The sequence below is a fragment of the Streptomyces sp. NPDC020884 genome, assembly GCF_044333935.1.
Classification (GTDB): domain Bacteria; phylum Actinomycetota; class Actinomycetes; order Streptomycetales; family Streptomycetaceae; genus Streptomyces.
The window spans coordinates 262,926-285,220 of record NZ_JBIRRY010000008.1 but is presented as its reverse complement, the minus strand read 5'-3'; the positions used below and the strand labels follow the sequence as shown (position 1 = coordinate 285,220).

22 protein-coding genes and 1 pseudogene are annotated in these 22,295 nt (G+C 70.2%); 19 read left to right on the top strand and 4 right to left on the bottom strand.

Going from position 1 to position 22,295, the window contains the following annotated elements:
* Positions 1-128 precede the first annotated feature (128 nt).
* Together ACH4UK_RS24900 and ACH4UK_RS24895 are read left to right on the top strand one after the other, a co-directional pair.
* Entirely contained in the window at positions 129-839 is a 711-nt protein-coding gene (locus ACH4UK_RS24900) for an HAD family hydrolase (protein ID WP_398359673.1), read from the top strand.
* A gap of 324 nt (positions 840-1,163) precedes the next feature.
* On the top strand, positions 1,164-2,762 hold the full coding sequence (locus tag ACH4UK_RS24895; RefSeq protein ID WP_398359671.1) for an ABC transporter substrate-binding protein: 1,599 nt from the start codon (positions 1,164-1,166) through the stop codon (positions 2,760-2,762).
* 139 nt (positions 2,763-2,901) lie between these two features.
* On the opposite strand, the gene ACH4UK_RS24890 is transcribed toward ACH4UK_RS24895, so the two are convergent.
* Positions 2,902-3,573: a response regulator transcription factor gene (locus ACH4UK_RS24890; protein WP_073769744.1), complete on the bottom strand. Its 672-nt coding sequence runs from the start codon at positions 3,571-3,573 to the stop codon at positions 2,902-2,904.
* Between the two features lie 9 nt (positions 3,574-3,582).
* Complete coding sequence (locus ACH4UK_RS24885) at positions 3,583-4,428, bottom strand: RecB family exonuclease (protein WP_398359669.1); 846 nt, start codon at positions 4,426-4,428, stop codon at positions 3,583-3,585.
* Between the two features lie 177 nt (positions 4,429-4,605).
* Here ACH4UK_RS24885 and ACH4UK_RS24880 point away from each other — a divergent pair, with 177 nt between their 5' ends.
* From ACH4UK_RS24880 to ACH4UK_RS24870, 3 genes are all read left to right on the top strand, one after another.
* On the top strand, positions 4,606-5,856 hold the full coding sequence (locus ACH4UK_RS24880; protein ID WP_398359667.1) for a site-2 protease family protein: 1,251 nt from the start codon (positions 4,606-4,608) through the stop codon (positions 5,854-5,856).
* Positions 5,857-5,929: 73 nt separating this feature from the next.
* Complete coding sequence (locus ACH4UK_RS24875; RefSeq protein ID WP_398359665.1) at positions 5,930-6,841, top strand: tRNA (adenine-N1)-methyltransferase; 912 nt, start codon at positions 5,930-5,932, stop codon at positions 6,839-6,841.
* Between the two features lie 184 nt (positions 6,842-7,025).
* A complete protein-coding gene (locus ACH4UK_RS24870) occupies positions 7,026-7,607 on the top strand; it encodes a hypothetical protein (protein ID WP_398359663.1) in 582 nt (193 codons plus the stop codon).
* Positions 7,608-7,656: 49 nt separating this feature from the next.
* Here the strand turns inward: ACH4UK_RS24870 and ACH4UK_RS24865 are convergent, their stop codons facing one another.
* Positions 7,657-7,968, bottom strand: coding sequence for a ferredoxin (locus ACH4UK_RS24865; RefSeq protein WP_398359661.1), 312 nt, complete (start codon positions 7,966-7,968; stop codon positions 7,657-7,659).
* Positions 7,969-8,208: 240 nt separating this feature from the next.
* Between ACH4UK_RS24865 and arc the strand changes: the two genes are divergently transcribed.
* The 6 genes and pseudogenes from arc (at position 8,209) to prcA (ending at position 14,072) form a co-directional block, all read left to right on the top strand.
* Entirely contained in the window at positions 8,209-9,975 is a 1,767-nt protein-coding gene (gene arc, locus ACH4UK_RS24860) for a proteasome ATPase (RefSeq protein ID WP_398359659.1), read from the top strand.
* Positions 9,976-10,211: 236 nt separating this feature from the next.
* Positions 10,212-11,723 (top strand): depupylase/deamidase Dop, encoded by a 1,512-nt coding sequence (gene dop / locus ACH4UK_RS24855; protein ID WP_398359657.1) that lies wholly within the window; start codon positions 10,212-10,214, stop codon positions 11,721-11,723.
* Positions 11,724-11,853: 130 nt separating this feature from the next.
* Complete coding sequence (locus tag ACH4UK_RS24850) at positions 11,854-12,072, top strand: ubiquitin-like protein Pup (RefSeq protein ID WP_003970166.1); 219 nt, start codon at positions 11,854-11,856, stop codon at positions 12,070-12,072.
* 154 nt (positions 12,073-12,226) lie between these two features.
* Positions 12,227-12,422 (top strand): annotated as a pseudogene (locus ACH4UK_RS24845) (endonuclease domain-containing protein); the annotation flags it as partial.
* Positions 12,374-13,219, top strand: coding sequence for a proteasome subunit beta (prcB, locus tag ACH4UK_RS24840; protein ID WP_398359655.1), 846 nt, complete (start codon positions 12,374-12,376; stop codon positions 13,217-13,219). The pseudogene ACH4UK_RS24845 and the gene prcB, both read left to right, overlap by 49 nt.
* A 58-nt stretch (positions 13,220-13,277) precedes the next feature.
* Positions 13,278-14,072 carry a proteasome subunit alpha gene (prcA, locus tag ACH4UK_RS24835; protein WP_398359653.1) on the top strand — a complete coding sequence of 265 codons (795 nt, stop codon included), beginning with the start codon at positions 13,278-13,280 and terminating at the stop codon, positions 14,070-14,072.
* A 44-nt stretch (positions 14,073-14,116) separates the two neighbouring features.
* Here the strand turns inward: prcA and ACH4UK_RS24830 are convergent, their stop codons facing one another.
* On the bottom strand, positions 14,117-15,151 hold the full coding sequence (locus ACH4UK_RS24830) for a LacI family DNA-binding transcriptional regulator (protein ID WP_398359651.1): 1,035 nt from the start codon (positions 15,149-15,151) through the stop codon (positions 14,117-14,119).
* A gap of 135 nt (positions 15,152-15,286) precedes the next feature.
* Here ACH4UK_RS24830 and ACH4UK_RS24825 point away from each other — a divergent pair, with 135 nt between their 5' ends.
* The 8 genes from ACH4UK_RS24825 to ACH4UK_RS24790 all read left to right on the top strand — a co-directional run bounded on the left by ACH4UK_RS24825 (position 15,287) and on the right by ACH4UK_RS24790 (position 22,097).
* Complete coding sequence (locus ACH4UK_RS24825; protein WP_398359649.1) at positions 15,287-16,546, top strand: MFS transporter; 1,260 nt, start codon at positions 15,287-15,289, stop codon at positions 16,544-16,546.
* Between the two features lie 9 nt (positions 16,547-16,555).
* A complete protein-coding gene (gene pafA / locus ACH4UK_RS24820; protein WP_398359648.1) occupies positions 16,556-17,917 on the top strand; it encodes a Pup--protein ligase in 1,362 nt (453 codons plus the stop codon).
* A 149-nt stretch (positions 17,918-18,066) separates the two neighbouring features.
* Positions 18,067-19,005: an FKBP-type peptidyl-prolyl cis-trans isomerase gene (locus ACH4UK_RS24815; protein WP_398359646.1), complete on the top strand. Its 939-nt coding sequence runs from the start codon at positions 18,067-18,069 to the stop codon at positions 19,003-19,005.
* 43 nt (positions 19,006-19,048) lie between these two features.
* Positions 19,049-19,420, top strand: coding sequence for an FKBP-type peptidyl-prolyl cis-trans isomerase (locus tag ACH4UK_RS24810; protein ID WP_398359644.1), 372 nt, complete (start codon positions 19,049-19,051; stop codon positions 19,418-19,420).
* 163 nt (positions 19,421-19,583) lie between these two features.
* Positions 19,584-20,537 carry a helix-turn-helix transcriptional regulator gene (locus tag ACH4UK_RS24805; RefSeq protein ID WP_398359642.1) on the top strand — a complete coding sequence of 318 codons (954 nt, stop codon included), beginning with the start codon at positions 19,584-19,586 and terminating at the stop codon, positions 20,535-20,537.
* 13 nt (positions 20,538-20,550) lie between these two features.
* Entirely contained in the window at positions 20,551-21,507 is a 957-nt protein-coding gene (locus tag ACH4UK_RS24800; protein ID WP_398359640.1) for a helix-turn-helix transcriptional regulator, read from the top strand.
* A gap of 23 nt (positions 21,508-21,530) precedes the next feature.
* Entirely contained in the window at positions 21,531-21,836 is a 306-nt protein-coding gene (locus ACH4UK_RS24795) for a hypothetical protein (RefSeq protein WP_398359639.1), read from the top strand.
* A 63-nt stretch (positions 21,837-21,899) separates the two neighbouring features.
* On the top strand, positions 21,900-22,097 hold the full coding sequence (locus tag ACH4UK_RS24790) for a hypothetical protein (RefSeq protein ID WP_398359637.1): 198 nt from the start codon (positions 21,900-21,902) through the stop codon (positions 22,095-22,097).
* Positions 22,098-22,295: the final 198 nt, after the last annotated feature.

The following is a 22,295-nucleotide window of genomic DNA, read 5'->3' as shown; positions in this document are numbered from 1 at the left end:
GCCGTCACGCGCCCTTCGCGCACCGCGGCGGGACACGTCGTACACTGGTCGGTCCAGCGCAGGCCGGTCGCCCTCCCACTTCTGGGAATGGCGGCCGGCCTTCTCGTCCCTTACGGAAGGTGTGCCGGATGACCAGTACGGTCCCCGCGTCCTTGACCCGCACGGCCGAAGGCGCCGCCCTGCAGGCGGTCCTTCTCGACATGGACGGAACCCTGGTCGATACCGAGGGCTTCTGGTGGGACGTCGAGAAGGAGGTCTTCGCCGGCCTCGGGCACCGGCTGGACGAGTCCTGGCGGGACGTCGTCGTCGGCGGCCCGATGACCCGCAGCGCCGGCTACCTCATCGACGTCACCGGCGCGAACATCCGGCTGGAGGAGCTGACCGTGCTGCTCAACGACGGGTTCGAGAAGCGCATCGAGCGCGGGGTGCCGCTGATGCCGGGCGCCGAGCGGTTGCTCGCCGAGCTCGCCGTGTACGAGGTGCCCACCGCGCTCGTCTCGGCCTCCCACCGGCGGATCATCGACCGGGTGCTGGAATCGGTGGGCCGCCACCACTTCGCGCTCACGGTCGCCGGGGACGAGGTCGCCCGGACCAAGCCCCACCCCGAGCCCTACCTCACCGCCGCCGCGGGTTTCGGCGCCGACCCCTGGCGCTGCGCCGTCATCGAGGACACCGCGACCGGCGTGGCCGCCGCCGAGGCCGCCGGATGCCGGGTCGTCGCCGTACCGTCCGTCGCCCCCATCGCCCCCGCCGCCGGACGGGTGGTCGTCGGCTCCCTCGAAGAGGTCGACCTCGCCTTCCTCCGCAAGCTCATCACCGGAGCGGGCGGTACGGGCTGACGCCTGCCGAACGCGCACCCGCACCCGATCGCGCACTTGTGAACGAACAGCGGATTTTCTGCCGCGGTCCGTGTGTGTTCCGGCAACGTTCCGTGGATGTGGATCAGTAGCAGGGTGCATATGTGAAGAGGGCAACCGGGTGACCTTCCTCACCCGGAGACCCCTGACGGTCCACCGTGATGGGGTGGGCTGTCCGCAATGATGATCGTATGTCGCCCGCTCCGGCCGCCGGGGGAGCGGGGGCCCGCATCCGGACGGTCGGTCGGGCCGGCCACGGCTACTAACTTTGATTCCTCACCTGCCGGGATGAGGGAGAACGCCCAGATGAACCGCAAGACCCTGGTGCTGCCGGCCATTGTCGGCCTGCTCGCCCCCGTGCTCGCCGCCTGCGGCAGCACGGACAGCGGCGCCGGTGGCAACGATGCCATCGTCGTCGGCACCACGGACCAGCTCGTGGCCTCCAAGGAGAACCCCGCGCCGCTCGACCCGGCCATCGGCTACGAAGCGGGCGTCTGGAACGTCCTGCGGCAGACCGTGCAGACCCTGACCGCGGTGCCCAGCGGCGGCGGCGAACCGGTGCCCGAGGCCGCCCGCAGCTGCACCTTCACCGACACCGCGAACGAGAGCTACCGCTGCACCCTGCGGGCGGGCCTCACGTTCGCCGACGGGACCCCCGTCACCGCCGAGGACGTGAAGCACTCCATCCAGCGCGTCATCGACATCGGCGCGGACAGCGGACCGGTCGGTCTCCTCGCCAACATCGACATGATCGAGACCAAGGGCGAGGACCAGGTGATCTTCCACCTGAACACGCCCGACGCGACCTTCCCGTACAAGCTCGCCACCCCCGCCGCCGGCATCGTCCCGAAGGCGCAGTACCCGGCGAAGAAGGCGCGCACCGGCTTCCAGGTCAACGGCTCCGGCCCGTACACCATGAAGCCGCAGGTCGAGGACGGCCGCGTCGTCAAGATCGCCTTCACCAAGAACCCCTCGTACAAGGGCGAACTGGAGGTCCTCAACGACAAGGTCGAGATGGCCCTCTTCCCCGACGCCGAGGCCATGGGCAAGGCGCTCGACGAGAAGAAGATCCACATGATGACCCGGGCCATGTCGCCCGAACAGGCCCACGACATGCTCGTGGACCCCAAGGAGGGCGTCGAGCTCACCGAGATGCCCGGCCTGGCCATCAGTTACCTCGGGTTCAACACCAAGGACCCCGTGGTCGGCAAGCCCGTCCGGCAGGCGATGGCGCAGATCATCGACCGGGGCGAGATCGCGGGCAAGGTGTACGGCACCACCGCGGAACCGCTCTACTCCCTGATCCCGTCGAGCATCGCCGGGCACACCAACGCCTTCTTCAACAAGTACGGCGAGCCCAGCACCGGCAAGGCCGCGGCGATCCTGCGCGGCGCCGGGATCAAGACGCCGGTGAAGTTCACCCTGCACTACACCAGCGACCACTACGGCTCGGCCACCGCCGAGGAGTTCAAGGCGATCCGGCAGCAGCTGAACAGCTCGGGCCTCTTCGACGTCTCCGTCCAGGGCAAGGAATGGTCGAAGTACCGCCCCGAGCAGAAGCGCGGCGACTACGCGGCCTACGGCATGGGCTGGTTCCCCGACTTCCCGGACCCGGACAACTACACCGCGCCCTTCCTGGACGAGAACAACTTCCTCAACTCGCCCTACCGGTCGCGCGAGGCGCAGCGGGTGCTCATCCCGCAGTCCCGCAGCGAGGCCGACCGCAGCGCGGCCGCCGCCACGTACGAGAAGCTCCAGGACATCGTCGCCACCGACGTGCCGGTGCTCCCGATCTGGCAGGGCAAGCAGTACGTGGCCTCCCGCGACGGGATCGCCGGCGTGGAGCGGTCCGTCAGCGCCACCTCCGAGCTCCAGCTCTGGGAGCTCAACCGGCCCGGCGCCTGACGCCCGGAACGCCTTCGGACCACCGAAGCCGTCCGGCCCGCCCCTCCTGAACCAACAGGCCGGGCCGGACCGGACGGCTTCGCCGTATGCCGTATGCCGTATGTCGAGTGCCGTCCACGGAGAACGGCCGCCGGGGCCGCTACTGCGCGCCGGGGCGCACCAGCCCGCTCTCGTACGCGTACACCGCGGCCTGCACCCGGTCGCGCAGGCCCAACTTCGTGAGCACATGGCCCACATGCGTCTTGACCGTCGTCTCGCTGACGAACAGGTCCGCGGCGATCTCCGCGTTGGACAGGCCGCGCGCCACCAGCTTCAGCACCTCGACCTCACGGTCCGTCAGCGTGTGCAGCGCGTCCGGCACCGGCTCCTCACCGGAGGGCAGGTGGTCCGCGTACTTGTCCAGCAGCCGGCGCGTGATGCTCGGCGCGAGCATCGCCTCGCCCGCCGCCACCACCCGGATCGCCTGCACCAGCTCGGCCGCCGGAGCGTCCTTCAGCAGGAAGCCGCTCGCCCCCGCACGCAGCGCCTCCACCACGTACTCGTCGAGATCGAAGGTGGTCAGCACCAGCACCTTCGCCGGGCCGTCCTTCCCGGGGCCGGTGATCTGACGGGTCGCCTCCACCCCGTCCATCCGCGGCATCCGGATGTCCATCAGCACCACATCGGGCTGCAGCGCCCGCACCTGATCGATGGCCTGCAGACCGTCACCGGCCTCGCCGACCACCGCCAGATCGCCTTCGGCCTCCAGAATCATCCGGAAACCGGTGCGCAGCAGAGGCTGGTCATCGACCAGAAGGACGCGGATCGCCACAGGAACTCCTTAAGGGCCCTCAAGGGCCACGGCTCGGCCGGCCTCGGCCTGGACCGGTCCCATTCTGCCCTGGTCATCCTCACCCGAGCCCGTCGGGCGGACCGACAGCGGGTAGACCGGGGGAGTCCCGCCGAATTCCGGACAGACCGCCTGGTGGTCGCACCAGCCGCACAACTTCGTCGGCCGGGGCCGCCAGTCACCGGTCTCCGTCGCCAGCGCGATCGCGTCCCACAGCGCCTGCAGCTTGCGCTCCACCCGCTCCAGGTCCGCCACCACCGGGTCGTACGTCAACACGTCCCCGCTGCCCAGATAGACCAGCTGGAGGCGGCGCGGCACGACGCCCTTCAGCCGCCAGATCACCAGCGCGTAGAACGTCATCTGGAACAGCGGCCCCTCGGAATACTCCGGCCGCGGTGCCTTCCCCGTCTTGTAGTCGACGATCCGGACCTCGCCGCTCGGCGTGACGTCCACCCGGTCGATCACCCCGCGCAGCCGCAGCCCCGACGCCAGCTCCGTCTCGACGAACAGCTCGCGCTCCGCCGGCTCCAGACGCGTCGGGTCCTCCAGCGAGAACCACCGCTCCACCAGCCGCTCCGCCTCACCCAGCCAGCGTGCGAGCCGCTCGCCCTCGGCGTCCTCGGCGAACAGCCCGGTCAGCTCCGGCTTCGACTCCAGCAACCGGTCCCACTGGCCGGGAATCAGCGCCCGCGCCCGCGGCGCCGTCCGGTCGGCCGCCGGGGCGTCGAAGAGCCGCTCCAGCACCGCATGGACCAGCGTGCCGCGGGTAGCCGCCTCGCTGGGCTTCTCCGGCAGCTTGTCGATGACCCGGAAGCGGTAGAGCAAGGGACACTGCATGAAATCACTCGCCCGCGACGGCGACAGGGACGAAGGCGGCTGGGGCGGCCGCGGCACGGAAGTCATGTCTCCAGACCCTACGGCCCGCCACTGACAGCGAGCGGCATACCATCGACGGCACACCCTCGAACACTGCATGATCGTGGCAAAGGCCACACACCGAACCGAAGGGACCTCGTGGACGAGAGCGGCGACAGCGGGCGGCCGCAGCCCGGCGCAGGGGGAACGGACCCCGGCGCCGCCCCCGACAACGGCAAGCCGAAACGCCCCGCGGAGCCCGGCGGCGGCCTGCTCATGGGCCGCCCCTTCGGCGTGCCCGTCTACGTCGCCCCCAGCTGGTTCGTCGTCGCCGCGCTGATCACCTGGGTGTTCGGCGGCCAGCTCGACCGCGTGCTGCCCGAGCTGGGCGGGGCCCGCTACCTCGTCGCCCTGTTCTTCGCGATCGCCTTCTACGCCTCCGTACTCGTCCACGAACTGGCCCACACGGTCGCGGCCCTGCGCTACAAACTCCCGGTCCGCCGTATCCAGCTCCAGTTCTTCGGCGGCGTCTCGGAGATCGAGAAGGAGAGCGAGACACCCGGTCGCGAGTTCGTCCTCGCCTTCGTCGGACCGCTCCTGTCCCTGGTCCTGGGCGGGGTCTTCTACGGCGCGATGCAGTTCGTCGAGCCCGGCACCGTTCCCGGCGTCCTCCTCGCGGGCCTGATGATCTCCAACCTCATCGTGGCCGCCTTCAACCTGCTGCCCGGCCTGCCCCTCGACGGCGGCCGGATGCTCCGCGCCGTCGTCTGGAAGATCACCGGTAAGCCCATGAGCGGCACCATCGCCGCCGCCTGGGTCGGCCGGGGCCTCGCCGTCGCCGTCCTCGTCGGACTGCCGCTGCTCACCCACACCGGAACGCTGGGCGGCACCGCCCAGGACATCGGCGGCGTCGAGACCGTCATGGACGCGCTGCTCGCCGCGATCCTCGCCGGCATCATCTGGACCGGCGCCGGGAACAGCCTGCGCATGGCCCGCCTCCGTGAGCACCTGCCCGACCTCCGGGCCCGCACCCTGACCCGCCGCGCCGTCCCCGTCGAGTCCGCCACCCCGCTCTCCGAGGCGCTGCGCCGGGCCAACGAGGCGGGCGCCCGCGCGCTGGTCGTCGTCGACGGACTGGGCAACCCCAAGGGCGTCGTCCGCGAGGCCGCCATCGTCGGCGTCCCCGAACACCGCCGCCCCTGGGTCGCCGTCAGCGGCCTCGCCCAGGACCTCACCGACGGCATGAAGGTCCCCGCGGAACTGGCCGGCGAAGCCCTCCTGGACCGCCTCAAGGCCACCCCCGCCACCGAATACCTGGTCGTCGAGGAGACCGGCGAGATCTACGGAGTCCTCTCCACCGCCGACGTCGAGCGCGCCTTCGTCAAGGCCATGGCCCGCCCCGGCGCCTGAGCCCCCGGTCGCGGGCCCGTCGCCGCACCGGCCGGGCGGTCGGCGGTCCGGGAATCACCGGTAGGCTGGTCACATGTCTGAACCGACCGGTGCCGCCCGCCGACGTGGGCCCTTCAAGGTCGGGGACCAGGTCCAGCTCACCGACCCCAAGGGACGCCACTACACCTTCACGCTCGAGGCCGGAAAGAACTTCCACACCCACAAGGGTTCTTTCTCGCACGACGAGCTGATCGGTGCTCCCGAGGGCAGTGTTGTCCGAACCACGGGAAACGTCGCCTATCTCGCGCTGCGCCCCCTGCTCCCCGACTACGTCCTGTCCATGCCCCGCGGCGCCGCCGTGGTCTACCCCAAGGACGCCGGCCAGATCCTGGCCTTCGCCGACATCTTCCCCGGCGCCCGCGTCGTGGAGGCCGGGGTCGGATCCGGCTCGCTCAGCACCTTCCTGCTGCGCGCCATCGGTGAGCAGGGCATGCTGCACTCCTACGAGCGCCGCGAGGACTTCGCCGAGATCGCCCAGCAGAACGTCGAGCGCTACTTCGGCTCCCCGCACCCCGCCTGGCAGCTGACCATCGGCGACCTTCAGGACAACCTCTCCGACACCGACGTGGACCGCGTCGTGCTGGACATGCTCGCCCCCTGGGAGTGCCTGGAGGCCGTCTCCAAGGCCCTGGTCCCCGGCGGCATCCTCTGCGCCTACGTCGCCACCACCACCCAGCTCTCGCGCACCGTCGAGTCCATCCGCGAGATCGGCTGCTTCGCCGAACCGCAGCCCTGGGAGTCGATGATCCGCAACTGGCACGTGGAAGGCCTCGCCGTCCGCCCCGACCACCGGATGATCGGCCACACCGGCTTCCTGGTCACCGCCCGCCGCCTCGCGGACGGCGTCGAGCCGCCGCTGCGCCGCCGCCGCCCCTCCAAGGGCGCCTACGGCGAGGACTACGACGGACCCGGCAGCCGGAGCGGCTCCGCCGCCTCCCGCGACTGATCCGTACAACGCGCCGACGCCGCCGCGCAGTTCCCCGACCGACCGGGGAACTGCGCGGCGGCGTCTTTTCGTTGGCACCCCGCCGTTCCGCCCGGGTGTGAGGTGTGGCACGATGCTGGCCACCCCTCAGGGGTGTTCCCCACCCCCCCACCGGGCTTCCAGGAACCATCAGGAGACATACCGCGTGCAGACCTCCGCGCTCCCGGATCTCGCCCACACCGCGGCCAAGCCGGTGCACTGGCTCGCCACGGCCGCGGCGATGGCGGGAGTCGTCGCGCTGGCCGGGCTGCTCCAGCCCCGTACGGCCACCGCGACCGCCACCGCCCCCGAGCAGCGGACCACCACGCAGCACGGCGCTCCCCTGCCCGCCCCGGACCCGGCCGGTGCGGACTTCCCGCTGGAGTGCGGCGGAGCCGGGACGACCGTCGCGCGACAGGCCCCCGGGGACCTGGACGGAGACGGGCGGCCGGAAACCGTCGCCGTGGTGCACTGCGCCGCCGGATCGGGGACCCCGCCCGGCGGCATCTACGTCCTGACCCAGACCGGCCGGGCCGCGCCCCGGGTCGTGGCGACCCTGGTGGATCCCGCTGACAAGAAGACGGTCGGGGACTTCGCCGTACGCGACGGCGTCGTCTCGGCGACCCTGCTCGGCTACTCCTCGCTCGACGTGCCCCGCTGCTGTCCCGACCAGGAGGAACAGGCTTCCTGGCGATGGAAGGGGCAGACGTTCGTCCGCACGTCGGGAGCGCTCGCGCGCAGCGTCTGAGCGCGCCCCCAGGGCCTTCGCTCAGCCGCCGGGCGCGAGCCCCCGCGGGCTAGCCGGCGTCCGGCCCGTACACCTCGACGTTGTCCTTGACGCGCCGCACGTGGATGCAGTCCCCGGGGCACTCCTTGGCCGAATCGACGACGTCCTGGAGCAGCGGCAGCGGCACCGGAGTGGTCGCCCCCGGGTTCTGCAGGAGCTCGTCGTCGCCGCTCTTCACATACGCCAGGCCGTCGATGTCCAGCTCGAAGACGTCGGGGGCGTACTGCACACAGATGCCGTCCCCCGTGCAGAGGTCCTGGTCGATCCAGACCTCCAGGTCCTGCGTGTCACTGTCGCCCGGCGAGTCCTGCTGCACGGTCATGTGTCCTGCCGTTCCTGCGTATCTGAACCAATTGGAGCCAGCCCTGACGGGTGTTGAACACTTCGACGATACAACCGGCGGCTTTCCGGTGCCGCAGGGTGGGTATTCCCTTGACGTGAGGGAGATCGCAAGGGTGAAGATCGGACACGCCCCGCAGTCTTTGTGATCTAGGGGTTTCAATCATCACCCACCCAGGTAGGGTCAGGAAGCGTCCAGCTCCCCATGGAGGAGGTGAGGACCGTGGCAGCCCACGACGACGACATCAACCGCGGCACCCGGCCCGCGCGAGGGTCAGAAGACCCAGCCGGCCAGGTTGCCTATCTCGAGCAGGAAATCGCCGTCCTGCGACGTAAGCTCGCCGACTCTCCGCGTCATACGAGGGTTCTCGAAGAGCGGATCGTCGAGTTGCAGACGAACCTGGCAGGCGTGTCCGCACAGAACGAGCGGCTCGCCAACACGCTCCGCGAGGCGCGTGACCAGATCGTGGCCCTCAAGGAGGAGGTCGACCGGCTCGCGCAGCCGCCGGCCGGCTTCGGTGTCTTCCTGCAGGCCAACGAGGACGGCACCTGCGACATCTTCACCGGGGGCCGCAAGCTCCGGGTGAACGTCAGCCCCAGCGTCGAGCTCGAGGACCTCCGGCGTGGTCAGGAGGTCATGCTCAACGAAGCGCTCAACGTGGTCGAGGCCATGGAGTACGAGCGGGCCGGGGACATCGTCACCCTCAAGGAGATCCTGGAGGACGGCGAGCGCGCCCTGGTGGTCGGGCACACCGACGAGGAGAGGGTGGTGCGGCTCGCCGAGCCGCTGCTGGACATCACCATCCGCTCCGGCGACGCCCTGCTCCTGGACTCCAGGTCGGGTTACGTCTACGAGGTGGTCCCCAAGAGCGAGGTCGAGGAGCTCGTCCTCGAAGAGGTCCCGGACATCGACTACGACAAGATCGGCGGCCTGGGCGACCAGATCGAGCTGATCCGCGACGCGGTCGAGCTTCCGTATCTGCACCCCGACCTCTTCAAGGAGCACGAGCTCCGCCCGCCGAAGGGCATCCTGCTCTACGGTCCGCCCGGCTGTGGCAAGACCCTCATCGCCAAGGCCGTCGCCAATTCGCTCGCCAAGAAGGTCGCCGAGGTCACCGGGCAGCCCACGGGGAAGAGCTACTTCCTCAATATCAAGGGTCCCGAGCTCCTCAACAAGTACGTCGGCGAGACCGAGCGGCACATCCGCCTGGTCTTCCAGCGTGCGAGGGAGAAGGCGAGCGAGGGCACCCCCGTCATCGTCTTCTTCGACGAGATGGAGTCCCTCTTCCGCACCCGCGGCAGCGGCGTCAGCTCGGACGTGGAGAACACCATCGTCCCCCAGCTGCTCGCCGAGATCGACGGGGTGGAGGGCCTGGAGAACGTCATCGTCATCGGCGCCTCCAACCGCGAGGACATGATCGACCCCGCCATCCTGCGACCCGGCCGTCTCGATGTGAAGATCAAGATCGAGCGTCCGGACGCCGAGGCCGCGAAGGACATCTTCGCGAAGTACCTGACCCCGGGTCTCCCGCTGCACGCGGACGATCTGGCCGAGCACACCGGCTCCCGGCCGGCCGCCGCGCACGCCATGATCCAGTCCGTCGTGGAGCGGATGTACACGGAGTCCGAGGAGAACCGCTTCCTCGAGGTCACGTACGCCAACGGCGACAAGGAAGTCCTGTACTTCAAGGACTTCAACTCCGGCGCGATGATTCAGAACATCGTCGACCGGGCAAAGAAAATGGCCATCAAGGCATTCCTGGAACAGGGCCAGAAGGGGCTGCGGGTCGCTCATCTCCTGCAGGCCTGCGTGGACGAGTTCAAGGAGAACGAGGACCTGCCGAACACCACCAACCCGGACGACTGGGCCAGGATTTCCGGCAAGAAGGGCGAGCGGATCGTCTTCATCCGCACGCTCGTCACCGGAAAGCAGGGCGCGGACACCGGGCGGTCCATCGATACGGTGGCCAATACCGGCCAGTACCTGTAATACGCGGACCGGCTGCGGAAGCCCCCAGGGGCCTCCGCAGCCGGTTGCATTCCCCCGTTCCGGCCATGCCGGAGCAATGTCGTAATGGAGCTCCCCACCGGCGCAGAGGCGCTCTAGGCTCTGCGGTACCGCCGAGTCGCGCAGTGCGGTGACGGGCACCGCACAACGCACCGGACTCAGCAGCGGTACTTGAGCGTCGCTCCCGGAGGGGACCGACGCCGGGCAAGGAGGGCCGCATGACCGTACGGCGAGTAATGGGCATCGAGACGGAATATGGGATCTCCGTCCCCGGCCACCCCAACGCCAATGCCATGCTCACCTCGTCCCAGATCGTCAACGCCTACGCGGCGGCGATGCACCGGGCACGACGCGCCCGCTGGGACTTCGAGGAGGAGAATCCGCTGCGTGACGCGCGAGGCTTCGACCTCGCCCGGGAAACCGCCGACTCCAGCCAGCTCACCGACGAGGACATCGGCCTGGCCAATGTCATCCTCACCAACGGCGCCCGGCTGTACGTCGACCACGCGCACCCCGAATACAGCTCCCCGGAGATCACCAATCCGCGCGACGCGGTGCTCTGGGACAAGGCCGGCGAACGGATCATGGCAGAGGCCGCCGAACGGGCGGCCGCCATCCCCGGCGCACAGCCGATCCACCTCTACAAGAACAACACCGACAACAAGGGCGCCTCCTACGGCACGCACGAGAACTACCTCATGCAGCGGGAGACGCCCTTCTCGGACATCGTCCGCCACCTGACGCCGTTCTTCGTCTCGCGCCAGGTCTTCACGGGTGCGGGCCGGGTCGGCATCGGCCAGGACGGCCACGAGCACGGCTTCCAGATCAGCCAGCGCGCCGACTACTTCGAGGTCGAGGTCGGCCTGGAGACCACGCTCAAGCGCCCCATCATCAACACCCGCGACGAGCCCCACTCCGACGCCGAGAAGTACCGCCGGCTCCATGTGATCATCGGAGACGCCAACCTGTCGGAGATCTCCACCTATCTCAAGCTCGGCACCACGTCCCTGGTGCTGTCCATGATCGAGGACGCCTTCATCAACGTCGACCTCGCGGTCGACCAGCCCGTGCGCACCCTCCACCAGGTCTCCCACGACCCGGACCTGCGGCAGCTGATCACGCTCCGCAACGGCCGGACACTCACCGCGGTCCAGCTGCAGATGGAGTATTTCGAGCTGGCCCGCAAGTACGTCGACGAGCGGTACGGCGCGGACGCCGACGAGCAGACCAAGGACATCCTGATCCGCTGGGAGGACACCCTCAACCGGCTGGAGACCGATCCGATGAGCCTGTCGGGCGAGCTGGACTGGATCGCCAAGCGGGAGCTCATGGAGGGCTACCGCCGCCGCGACGCGCTGGACTGGGACGCCCCCCGGCTGCATCTGGTGGACCTCCAGTACGCGGACGTACGGCCCGACAAGGGCCTCTACAACCGACTGGTGGCCCGCGGGAAGATGAAGCGGCTCCTGGACGAGGACGAGGTCACCAGGGCCCGTACGAAGCCCCCGGAGGACACCAGGGCCTACTTCCGGGGCCGCTGCCTGGAGCAGTACGCCGACGATGTGGCGGCGGCCTCCTGGGACTCGGTGATCTTCGACCTGCCGGACCGCGACTCCCTGCAGCGGGTGCCCACCCTGGAGCCGCTGCGCGGCACGAAGGAACACGTCAAGGATCTGCTGGACCGCTGTCGTACGGCGGAAGAGCTGGTCCGGGTGCTGTCGGGCGGCTGAAAGGCCTCCGGGCTGGGAATCAATCACCTGAGGCGCGGGCGTTGACACAACTACCGGGTCAAATGTCGGACCCCGTGGGTAGGGTCTGATCAAGAGCTTCGATTGCTTCGAACCGAGCGGGGTGAGCTACATGGCGACCAAGGACACCGGCGGCGGACAGCAGAAGGCGACGCGTTCCACCGAGGAGGTCGAGGAGCAGGCGCAGGACGCGCAGGCGTCCGAGGACCTTGCGGAGCGACAGGAGAAGCTGAGCGACGACGTCGACTCGGTTCTGGACGAGATCGACGATGTCCTCGAAGAGAACGCCGAGGACTTCGTCCGCTCCTTCGTTCAAAAGGGCGGACAGTAGTTCACCGATGTGAACGCCCGATAGCGTTCCGGGCGCTCGCGCACCCACCCGCGCAGACAACGGGGGAGACGGAGTGACGGCGTCCGCCACGGCGTGCGCCGTCGCCCCGCCGGCCGGGGGGTCGTTTTCCGGCCCCGCCGGATCCGTGCGGATATCCCCCGCCGAACATGTGGATCACTCCCGCCGGACGGGTAGGGTCCCTGGCGTACGTACCTGCTTCAACTGCAATTCGGCCATCGGCAAGTTGGGGGATGATCCTGACTCTCTTGCGCAGGGCCATCGCATACCTGGAGGGAAACGCGTGGAAGCCAACACTCGTAGCACCGGGCGTCTACCAGCTGCCTTCCTGACGCCGGGTTCGTCCTCGTTCATGGACTTCCTGTCCGACCAGTCGCCCGAGATGCTCCCGGGCAACCGGAGCCTGCCGCCGCTCCAGGGGACCATCGAGGCGCCGCACGGGACGACCATCGTCTCGGCGTCCTTCCCCGGTGGCGTGGTCCTGGCCGGTGACCGGCGCGCCACCATGGGCAACGTGATCGCGACGCGCGACATGCAGAAGGTCTTCCCGGCCGACGAGTACTCGGCGGTGGGCATCGCCGGCACCGCCGGACTGGCCGTGGAGATGGTCAAGCTGTTCCAGCTGGAGCTGGAGCACTTCGAGAAGGTCGAGGGCGCCCAGCTCTCCCTGGAGGGCAAGGCCAACCGGCTCTCCACCATGATCCGCAGCAATCTGGCCATGGCCATGCAGGGCCTCGCCGTGGTGCCGCTCTTCGCCGGATACGACGTCGACCGCGAGAAGGGCCGCGTCTTCTCCTACGACGTCACCGGCGGCCGCACCGAGGAGAACGGTTACGCGGCCACCGGCTCCGGCTCGGTCTTCGCCCGCAACTCGATGAAGAAGCTCTACCGCGAGGACCTGACGGAGGAGCAGGCCCTCACCCTGGTCGTGCAGGCGCTGTACGACGCGGCGGACGACGACTCGGCGACCGGCGGCCCGGACGTGGCCCGCCGTATCTACCCGATCCTCACCGTCATCACCGACGAGGGTTTCCGGAGGCTGACCGACGAGGAGTCCGCCGAGATCGCGCGCTCCATCCTGGAACGCCGACTCGAGCAGCCCGACGGCCCGCGCGCCGCGCTGCTCTGATCCGGACCCCGAGCCTCCCCAGACGCACTCGTCACTGACAGAAAGGGACGGATAGCCGGTGTCGACGCCGTTCTATGTCTCACCCCAGCAGGCCATGGCCGACCGGGCGGAATACGCCCGCAAGGGCATCGCCCGTGGTCGCAGCCTCGTTGTGCTGCAGTACGCCGACGGCATTGTGTTCGTCGGCGAGAACCCGTCCCGTGCGCTGCACAAGTTCAGCGAGATCTATGACCGGATCGGCTTCGCGGCCGCCGGCAAGTACAACGAGTACGAGAACCTCCGCATCGGCGGTGTGCGCTACGCCGATCTGCGCGGATACACCTACGACCGGGACGATGTGACGGCCCGTGGGCTGGCCAACGTCTACGCCCAGACGCTCGGCACCATCTTCTCCAGTGCGGCCGAGAAGCCGTACGAGGTGGAGCTGGTGGTCGCCGAGGTCGGCAGCGACCCCGACGGCGATCAGATCTACCGGCTGCCGCACGACGGTTCGATCGTGGACGAGCACGGCTCGGTCGCGGTCGGCGGCAACGCCGAACAGATCAGCAGCTTCCTCGATCAGCGTCACCGCGACGGCATGACCCTCGCCGAGGCGCTCAAGCTGGCCGTCCAGGCGCTCTCGCGGGAGCCGGGCGGTGGCGAGCGGGAGATCCCCGCGGAGCGGCTGGAGGTCGCGGTCCTGGACCGCACCCGCCCCCAGCAGCGCAAGTTCAAGCGGATCGTGGGACGTCAGCTGGCCCGGCTGCTGGACACGGAGGCCGCGGGCAGCACGCCCACGGACGCCCCGTCCGACACCGAGGACAACGACACCGCCGACACCACTCCCGACTCCACGGAGGAGACGGAGAAGTAGGCGGAGCGCCCTCGGTGCCCCCGGGCCACGGCCCGGGGGCACCGTCACGCCCGAACGGCGGGCGGCGGCCCCGTGGAGCCGCGTACGACGAGCCGGACCGGCAGACCGCCCGGCGCGACGGGGCGGCCGTCCAGCACGGCGAGCAGCGCCTCCATGCCCCGCTCCCCGACCTGCTCGGCCGGCAGCCGCACCGTGGTCAGCTCCGGCTCCAGCGCGGTGGCCAGCGCCAGATCGTCGAATCCGGTCACCGACAGCTCGTCCGGCACCCGCAGCCCGAGCCTGCGGGCGGCCTTGCAGGCGCCGGCGGCCAGGATGTCGTCGTCGCAGACGATCGCGGTGGGACGGTCCCCGGTGACCGCCAGCGCCTGTTCGGCCGCCTCGCGCCCCGCCCGTACGTCCAGCGGGGCCCGTACGGTGCGCATCGTCGCGTCCCCTGCCGCGCGCAGCGCGTCGTGCAGGGCCTCGGCGCGCACCGAGAACGTCCAGGTGTCCACGGCGGACGCCAGGTGCAGGAAGCGCCGGTGGCCGAGTCCCAGCAGATGGTCCGTCACCTGCCGCATCCCGTCGGCGATGTCGAGGTTCACATGGGCGGCGGGCCCGGTGTCGGACGGGTCGCTGTCCAGCATCACCAGCGGCAGGTCCGCTCCGTGCAGCGCGCCCAGCGCGTCGGCGGCCATCGAGGACGCGATGACCCCGTCGAGCGCCGCGCGGGCCGAGGCGAACGGGTCCCGGGCCGGGCCCGTGCCGTCCGGCGAGGGATAGAGCACCACGCCGAAGTCGTGCTCGGCGGCGAGGGCCGCGGCCCCGGCGTACACCCGGGCGAAGAACTCGTTGGTGAGCGCGGGCACCACCAGCAGCGCGGTCCTGGTGCGTCCGAGGCGCAGGCTGCGGGCCGCCAGGTTGGGGCGGTAGCCGATCTCCGCCGCGGTGTCCCGGACCCGCTGGGCCGTGGCCTCCGACACCCTGCCCGGCCACTTCTCGCCGAGCACCAGGGACACCGTCGCCTGGGAGACACCCGCCGCACGGGCCACGTCGCGGCTGGTGGGCCGGGCGGGGACGGGCTGCTGCGCGCTGGTCACTTCGGCCTCCGTGCGGGATGTTTCCGTGATGCCGCGAGGTGGACCCGCGAACTGCGCACATGGTACGTATGAGCCTCGACGTTATACGTAACACCTCGGTGGCGGCGCAGCCGGACCGGGCGGAGAGGGGCGTAGATGGCCGCGGGATATCTGGACATCCTCCGGGCGCGGCATGCCGCCCGGCTGCTGACGGGCACCCTGGTGGGGCGGCTGCCCAACGGCACCGCGCACATCGCGATCGTGCTGTTCACCCGGGCGGAGGGCGGCAGCTACACGCTGGCCGGCGCGCTCGCCGCCGCCTACGGGCTGGCCACCGCCGTGGGGCAGCCGCTGCTCGGCCGGGCGGTGGACCTGTACGGGCAGCCGCGCGTCCAGCTCCCGGCCGCCGTGGTCTCCGCGCTCGGCATGGCCCTGCTGGCCTTCACCGGCCTCGGGTCGCTCCTGCCGGCCTACCTCGCCGTCATCGTCGCCGGAGTCGCCACACCGCCGCTGGAGGGCGGCCTGCGGGCCCTGTGGCCCAGTGTCCTCAAGGGCGAGGACCAGGTGCACCGGGCCTACGCCCTGGACGCCGTGGCGCAGGAGATCATGTTCACCGTCGGGCCGCTCCTGGTGACGCTGCTCGTCTCGCTCTGGTCCCCGGCCGCCGCCCTGCTCGTCATCAACGTCATCGGCGTTCTGGGCGCGCTGTCGGTCGTCCTGTCCGAGCCGTCGCGCGCCTGGCGCTCCGCGCCCCGCGAGGCGCACTGGCTCGGCGCCCTGCGCTCGCCCGGACTCCTCGCCCTCCTCGGCGCGTTCTTCTTCGTCGGACTCGCCCTCGGCTCGATCACGGTGGCCGGGGTGGCGTACGCCGACGACCACGGCCGGGAATCGGTGTACGGCTGGCTGATGGCCGCACTCGGCCTCGGCGCGCTGGTCGGCGGCCTGGCCTACGGGGCGCGGCAGTGGTCCGGTGCGCCCGAGAAGCGGTTGCGGCTCATCGTCGGGCTGCTGGCGCTGGGCTATCTGCCGTTGACGCTCACCCCCTCGGTGCCCGTCATGACCGCCCTCGCCGCCCTCGCCGGAGTGTTCCTCGCCCCGGCCATCGCCTGCTCCTTCATCGTGGTCGACCGGCATGCCCCGCGCGGCACGGTGACCGAGGCGTTCTCCTGGCTCGTCACCACGTTCGGCGTAGGCGCCGCGGCGGGAACGGCCGTTGCGGGACCGGCCGTCGAGCTCGGCTCCACCGCCTGGAGCTTCGCGGTCGCGGGGGCCGGGGGAGTGGCGGCTCTGACGGTCCTGCTGGCCACCGGACGGGTCCTCGCGGCTCCTGGCCGTACGCCCGCCGTGGTGGCGGGATCGGAAAATGATCGAAACGGTGCCGTCGAACCCGGTTTCAGCTCAGGCCATAAGGCGTAATGTTCAGTCATGGACCGCCGCATTTTCGGGCTGGAGAACGAGTACGGCGTCACGTGCACGTTCAGGGGACAGCGCCGACTGTCACCTGACGAAGTGGCGCGCTACCTCTTCCGCCGTGTTGTGTCATGGGGCCGCAGCAGCAATGTCTTTCTGCGGAACGGCGCCCGCCTCTACCTCGATGTGGGATCGCATCCGGAATATGCAACCCCCGAATGCGACAATGTGACCGAACTGGTCACGCACGACAAGGCGGGCGAGCGCATTCTCGAAGGCTTGCTCGTCGACGCCGAACGCCGCCTGCACGAGGAGGGAATCGCGGGCGACGTCTATCTCTTCAAGAACAACACCGACTCGGCGGGAAACTCCTACGGCTGCCACGAGAACTACCTCGTGGCCCGGCACGGAGAATTCTCCCGGCTCGCGGACATCCTCATTCCGTTCCTCGTCACCAGGCAGCTGATCTGCGGTGCGGGCAAGGTGCTCCAGACCCCGCGCGGCGCGGTCTACTGCGTCAGCCAGCGTGCTGAGCACATCTGGGAGGGCGTCAGCTCCGCGACCACCCGCTCCCGGCCGATCATCAACACCCGCGACGAACCCCACGCCGACGCCGAGCGGTACCGCCGCCTCCACGTCATCGTCGGTGACTCGAACATGTCCGAGACGACCATGCTGCTCAAGGTCGGCGCCACCGACCTGGTGCTCCGCATGATCGAGGCGGGCACGGTGATGCGCGACCTGACCCTGGAGAACCCGATCCGGGCGATCCGCGAGGTCAGCCACGACCTCACCGGACAGCGCAAGGTGCGCCTGGCCAGCGGCCGGGAGGCCTCGGCCATCGAGGTCCAGCGGGAGTACTACGAGAAGGCCGTGGACTTCGTCGAGCGCCGGGGCATCCGCACCGGCACCGTCGACCAGGTCCTGGAGCTGTGGGGCCGCACCCTGGACGCGATCGAGGCCGAGGACCTCGACCGGATCGGCACCGAGATCGACTGGGTCATGAAGTACAAGCTCATCGAGCGGTACCGGGCCAAGCACAACATGACCATGTCGAATCCGCGGGTCGCCCAGATAGACCTCGCCTACCACGACATCCACCGCCGCCGAGGCCTCTTCTACCTCCTGGAGCGCAAGGGGCAGACCGCCCGCATCTGCAACGACCTGAAGATCTTCGAGGGCAAGTCGGTGCCCCCGCAGACCACCCGGGCGCGGCTGCGCGGCGACTTCATCCGCAGGGCCCAGGAACAGCGGAGGGACTTCACCGTCGACTGGGTCCACCTCAAGCTCAACGACCAGGCGCAGCGCACGGTGTTGTGCAAGGACCCGTTCCGTTCCGTGGACGAGCGGGTGGAGAAGCTCATCGCCGGCATGTGAGCCGACGTCACCGCACCACGGCCCCGGCCCCCAGGACCCACCGGTCCTGGGGGCCGGGGCCGTCCGTGCGGGGTCCGGCCCCAACCGAATCAAAGGGCCTAGAGTGTTGCGGGACTGATTCACCGTGCCCCCTGAGATCTGAGGAACCAGTGCGCCGAATTGCCGGCCTTCTTCTCGCCCCCCTCCTGCTGCTGTCGGCAGTGGCGTGCGGCAGCGACGACAAGGCCTCCGACTCCGCCTCGTCCAAGAACGGCTTCCCCGCGATCACCGCGGGCGCCAAGTTCGGCGAGAAGCCCACGCTCTCCAAGGGCGAGGGTGATCCGCCCAAGGAGCTGAAGACCGACGTCGTCAGCGAGGGGGACGGCGCGAAGCTCAAGAACGGCGACGCGATCCAGGTCAACTACCTCGGCCAGGCGTGGGACTCCACCAAGCCGTTCGACAACAGCTTCGACCGCAAGCAGCCCTTCGACCTGACGCTCGGCGCCGGAATGGTCATCCAGGGCTGGGACAAGGGCCTGGTCGGCCAGAAGGTCGGCAGCCGCGTCGAGCTGGTCATCCCGCCGGAGCTCGGCTACGGCGACAAGGGCCAGGGCGACATCAAGCCCAACGCCACGCTCGTGTTCGTCGTCGACATCCTGAAGGCCACCCAGATCCCGGCCTCCGCCAAGGGCACCGAGGTCGCCCAGGACAACATCGACCTGCCCAAGGTCGGCGTGAAGGCCGACGGCAAGGCCCCGACGGTCACCATCCCCAAGGGCGACCCGCCGAAGAAGCTCGTCTCCAACTACGTCCTGGAGTCCGACGGCGACGTGGTCAAGGAGTCCGACAGCGTGGTCGTGAACTACGTGGGCATGATCTGGAAGGGCGCCAAGGAGTTCGACAACACCTACACCACCGGCAAGACCCAGACCTTCCCGCTGTCCCAGGTCACCCTCAAGGGCCTGAAGAACGGCCTGATCGACAAGAAGGTCGGCAGCCGGGTGCTGCTCGTCATCCCGCCGGACCAGGCCTTCGGCGACCAGCAGCAGCAGGCCATCCCGAAGAACTCCACCCTGGTCTTCGCCGTGGACATCCTGGCCAAGGTGTAAGACTGTCCCGGTTGCCCAGTTCATCATTTAGAGGAGCAGTTCAGTGAGCATCGAGAAGCCCGAGGTCGACTTCCCGGGCGGCGAGCCGCCGGCCGACCTGGAGATCAAGGACATCTGGGAGGGCGACGGCGCGGTGGCCCAGGCCGGCCAGAACGTCTCCGTCCACTACGTGGGTGTGTCCTTCTCCACCGGCGAGGAGTTCGACAGCTCCTGGAACCGCGGCACCCCGCTGCAGTTCCGGCTCGGTGGCGGCCAGGTCATCTCCGGCTGGGACCAGGGCGTGCAGGGCATGAAGGTCGGCGGCCGTCGCCAGCTGACCATCCCCGCGCACCTCGCCTACGGCGACCGCGGCGCCGGCGGCAAGATCGCCCCCGGCGAGACGCTGATCTTCGTCTGCGACCTCGTCGCGGTCTGATCCGTTCCGCTTGCGCGATCGAGGGCCCCCGCCGCACGGCGGGGGCCCTCACCGTTCTCCGGCGGGGCCGCGCACCGCTCTTCGGACAGCGGGCCCGGCTTTTGGTCCCCACACCCCGGGGCGGTACGGTCGACGGTCGTAGCGCACAAGAGAAAGGGCGTCGATGGCGATTGCCAAGGCCGAGCGGTTGATGAACCTCGCACTGTGCCTGCTGGGGACCCGGCGCCCGCTCAGCAAGCGCGAGCTCCGCGGATCCATCGAGGCCTACCTCGAGGCGGGCTCCGACGACTCCTTCAACCGGATGTTCGAGCGCGACAAGGACGATCTGCGCGAGCTCGGCCTCGTCATCGAGACCGTCGAGAACCTCGACGGCGACACCGGCTACCTGGCCCGCCGCGACAGCAACCGGCTGCCCCCCATCACCCTCGACGCCGAGGAAGCGGCGGCCCTCGGCCTCGCCGCGAAGGTCTGGCAGCAGGCCCGCCTCGCCGGAGCCGCCAGCGGCGCCCTCCAGAAGCTGCGGGCCGCGGGCATGCCCGAGGCCGAGGACGACTACGAGGTGCACAGCGCCCTCGAACCCCGCATCCCTGTGCACGAGGCCGCGTTCGAGCCCCTGATGCTGGCCTGCCGTGACCGCCGCCCGGTCACCTTCGACTACCGCAAGGCCAACTCCGCCCGCCCCGAACAGCGCCAGGTCGAGCCCTGGACCCTCGAATGCTGGCGCGGCCACTGGTACCTCGCGGGCTGGGACCGCGAGCGGGGGGCCGAGCGCGTCTTCCGGCTCTCCCGCATCACCGGCAAGGTCCGCTCCCGCGCCGGCGCCTTCAGCGCCGAGGTGCCCGACGTGGTCACCGTCCGCGAGACCGTGGAGAGCTGGGCCGGCGAGACCGCGACCCGTACCGCCCGGATCCGCCTCCGCGCCGGAGCCGGCTACCCGCTGCGGTCGCGCGCGATGACCGTCAGGGAACGCGGCGACGGCTGGGACGAGCTGGAGATCCCGTACGGACACGGCCTCGACGCCTGGCTCGTCGAGTTCGGCCCGGACGTCGTCGTGGAGGAACCCGCCGATCTGCGGGCCGATGTGGTGGACCGGCTGCGCGCCGTGGCCAAGGACTAGGGGTACGGAAACGATGGCTACGAACGCGATCGACCAGACCCGCCGGATGCTGTCCCTGGTGACGTATCTGCGTGAGCGCCCCGGCGCGCACGTCCAGGACGTGGCACGGGCCTTCGGGATCACCGAGGACGAGCTGATCTCGGACCTCGACGTCCTGCCCATGTGCGGCACCAGCTTCCGCGGCGGCGACCTCCTCGACATCGACACCGACGGCGACCGCATCTGGTGGCACAACCCGGACGACGTCGCCGAGCCGCTCCGCCTCGCCGCCGACGAGGCCACCGCGCTGCTCGTCGCCGCCCGTGCCGTCGCCACCCTGCCCGGCCTGCGCGAGAGCGACCGGCTCGCTCTCGTCCGCGCGACCGCCAAGCTGGAGACGGCCGCCGGCGAGTCCGGCGCGGCCAGCTCCCGGCTCTCGGTGACCTTCGAGGCCGAGGGCGGCGTCTTCGCCGACGTCGACCGGGCCATCTCCGAGCGCCGCCGGCTCTGGCTGCGCTACTACTCGCCCGCCCGCGACGAACTCACCGAGCGCGAGGTCGACCCGATCCGGCTCTTCGCCGTCGGCCACACCTATATGGAGGGCTGGTGCCGGCTCTCCGAGGCCCGCCGGACCTTCCGGCTGGACCGGGTCGCCGAGATCCGGCTCCTGGACGCCCCCGCCGCCCCGCCCGAGCTGGAGCTGCGCGACCTGTCCGCGGGGCTGGTCCAGCCCGCGGCCGAGGACCCGGAAGTCGTGATCGAGGTCGGCACCGGCGGCCGCTGGGTCGCCGAGTACTACCCGCACGACTCCGCCGAGGAACTCCCCGACGGCGGCCTCCGGATCACCCTGCGCACCCCCGACCCGGCCTCGCTGCGCCGGCTCGCCCTGCGCCTCGGCGGCGACGGCCGCATCGTCACCCCGCCCGAGCTCGCGGACAGCGCCCGCGAGGCGGCCCGCGAAGCGCTCGCCGCCTACGAGGACTCGCTCTGAGACCCGGGGGAGGGGAGACGACGATGAACCGGACGCCCCTGTCTCCGGCCGCCGCCACCGGGATCCGCCCGACGTCCCAGCCCGGACCCGTCCCCGTGCCGGTCACCGCCGCCGTGCGCTTCCGGGCCGCCTGCCCCGACTGCCGCGGGCGCTTCGAGCTGGCCGCCGCGGCGCTGCGCCTGGCGATCGGCGCCAGCAGCCGCACCACCTTCTACACCTTCACCTGCCCCGAGTGCGGCGCCTCGGTCCGCAAGCCCGCCGGGGAGCGCATCATCGAACTGCTCACCGGGGGCGGCGTGCGGACGCTGCGCCTGCACACCGCTCTGTAGCGACCCGACCGCAGCGCCCGTGGAAAGCCCTGTGGGAAGCCCCGAAGGAAGAGGCACCGCCGTATGTTCTGGCCCATGCTCGCCATCGCCCTCGGATTCCTGGGCATCGCCGTGCTCGGCGTGCTCGCCATCAAGGTCTTCGTCGAGGCCCGGCGTCTCGGCGTGCAGGTCACGGACACCACCGAGCGCATCAACCGGGCGTCCGAGGACCTGGAACGGGCGGCTACCCGGCTGGCGGCCACCGGTGACGGCCTGCGATAACGCGCCCGGGGGCCTGATGTTCGACAGCACCGGGGGGTACGCTGCAGGGGTCGGCCCAGGCAGGGAGGTGCGGGCCGCAAGCCGGAGTACGCACGGGCATTGCCTCGCGTTTACCCCTGCGGGTTACGATCGCTGCCAAGCGCAATGATCGGACGTATGCCCGGTCGAACGGGTAGCGAGCCCACCCTCCAGCCGCCT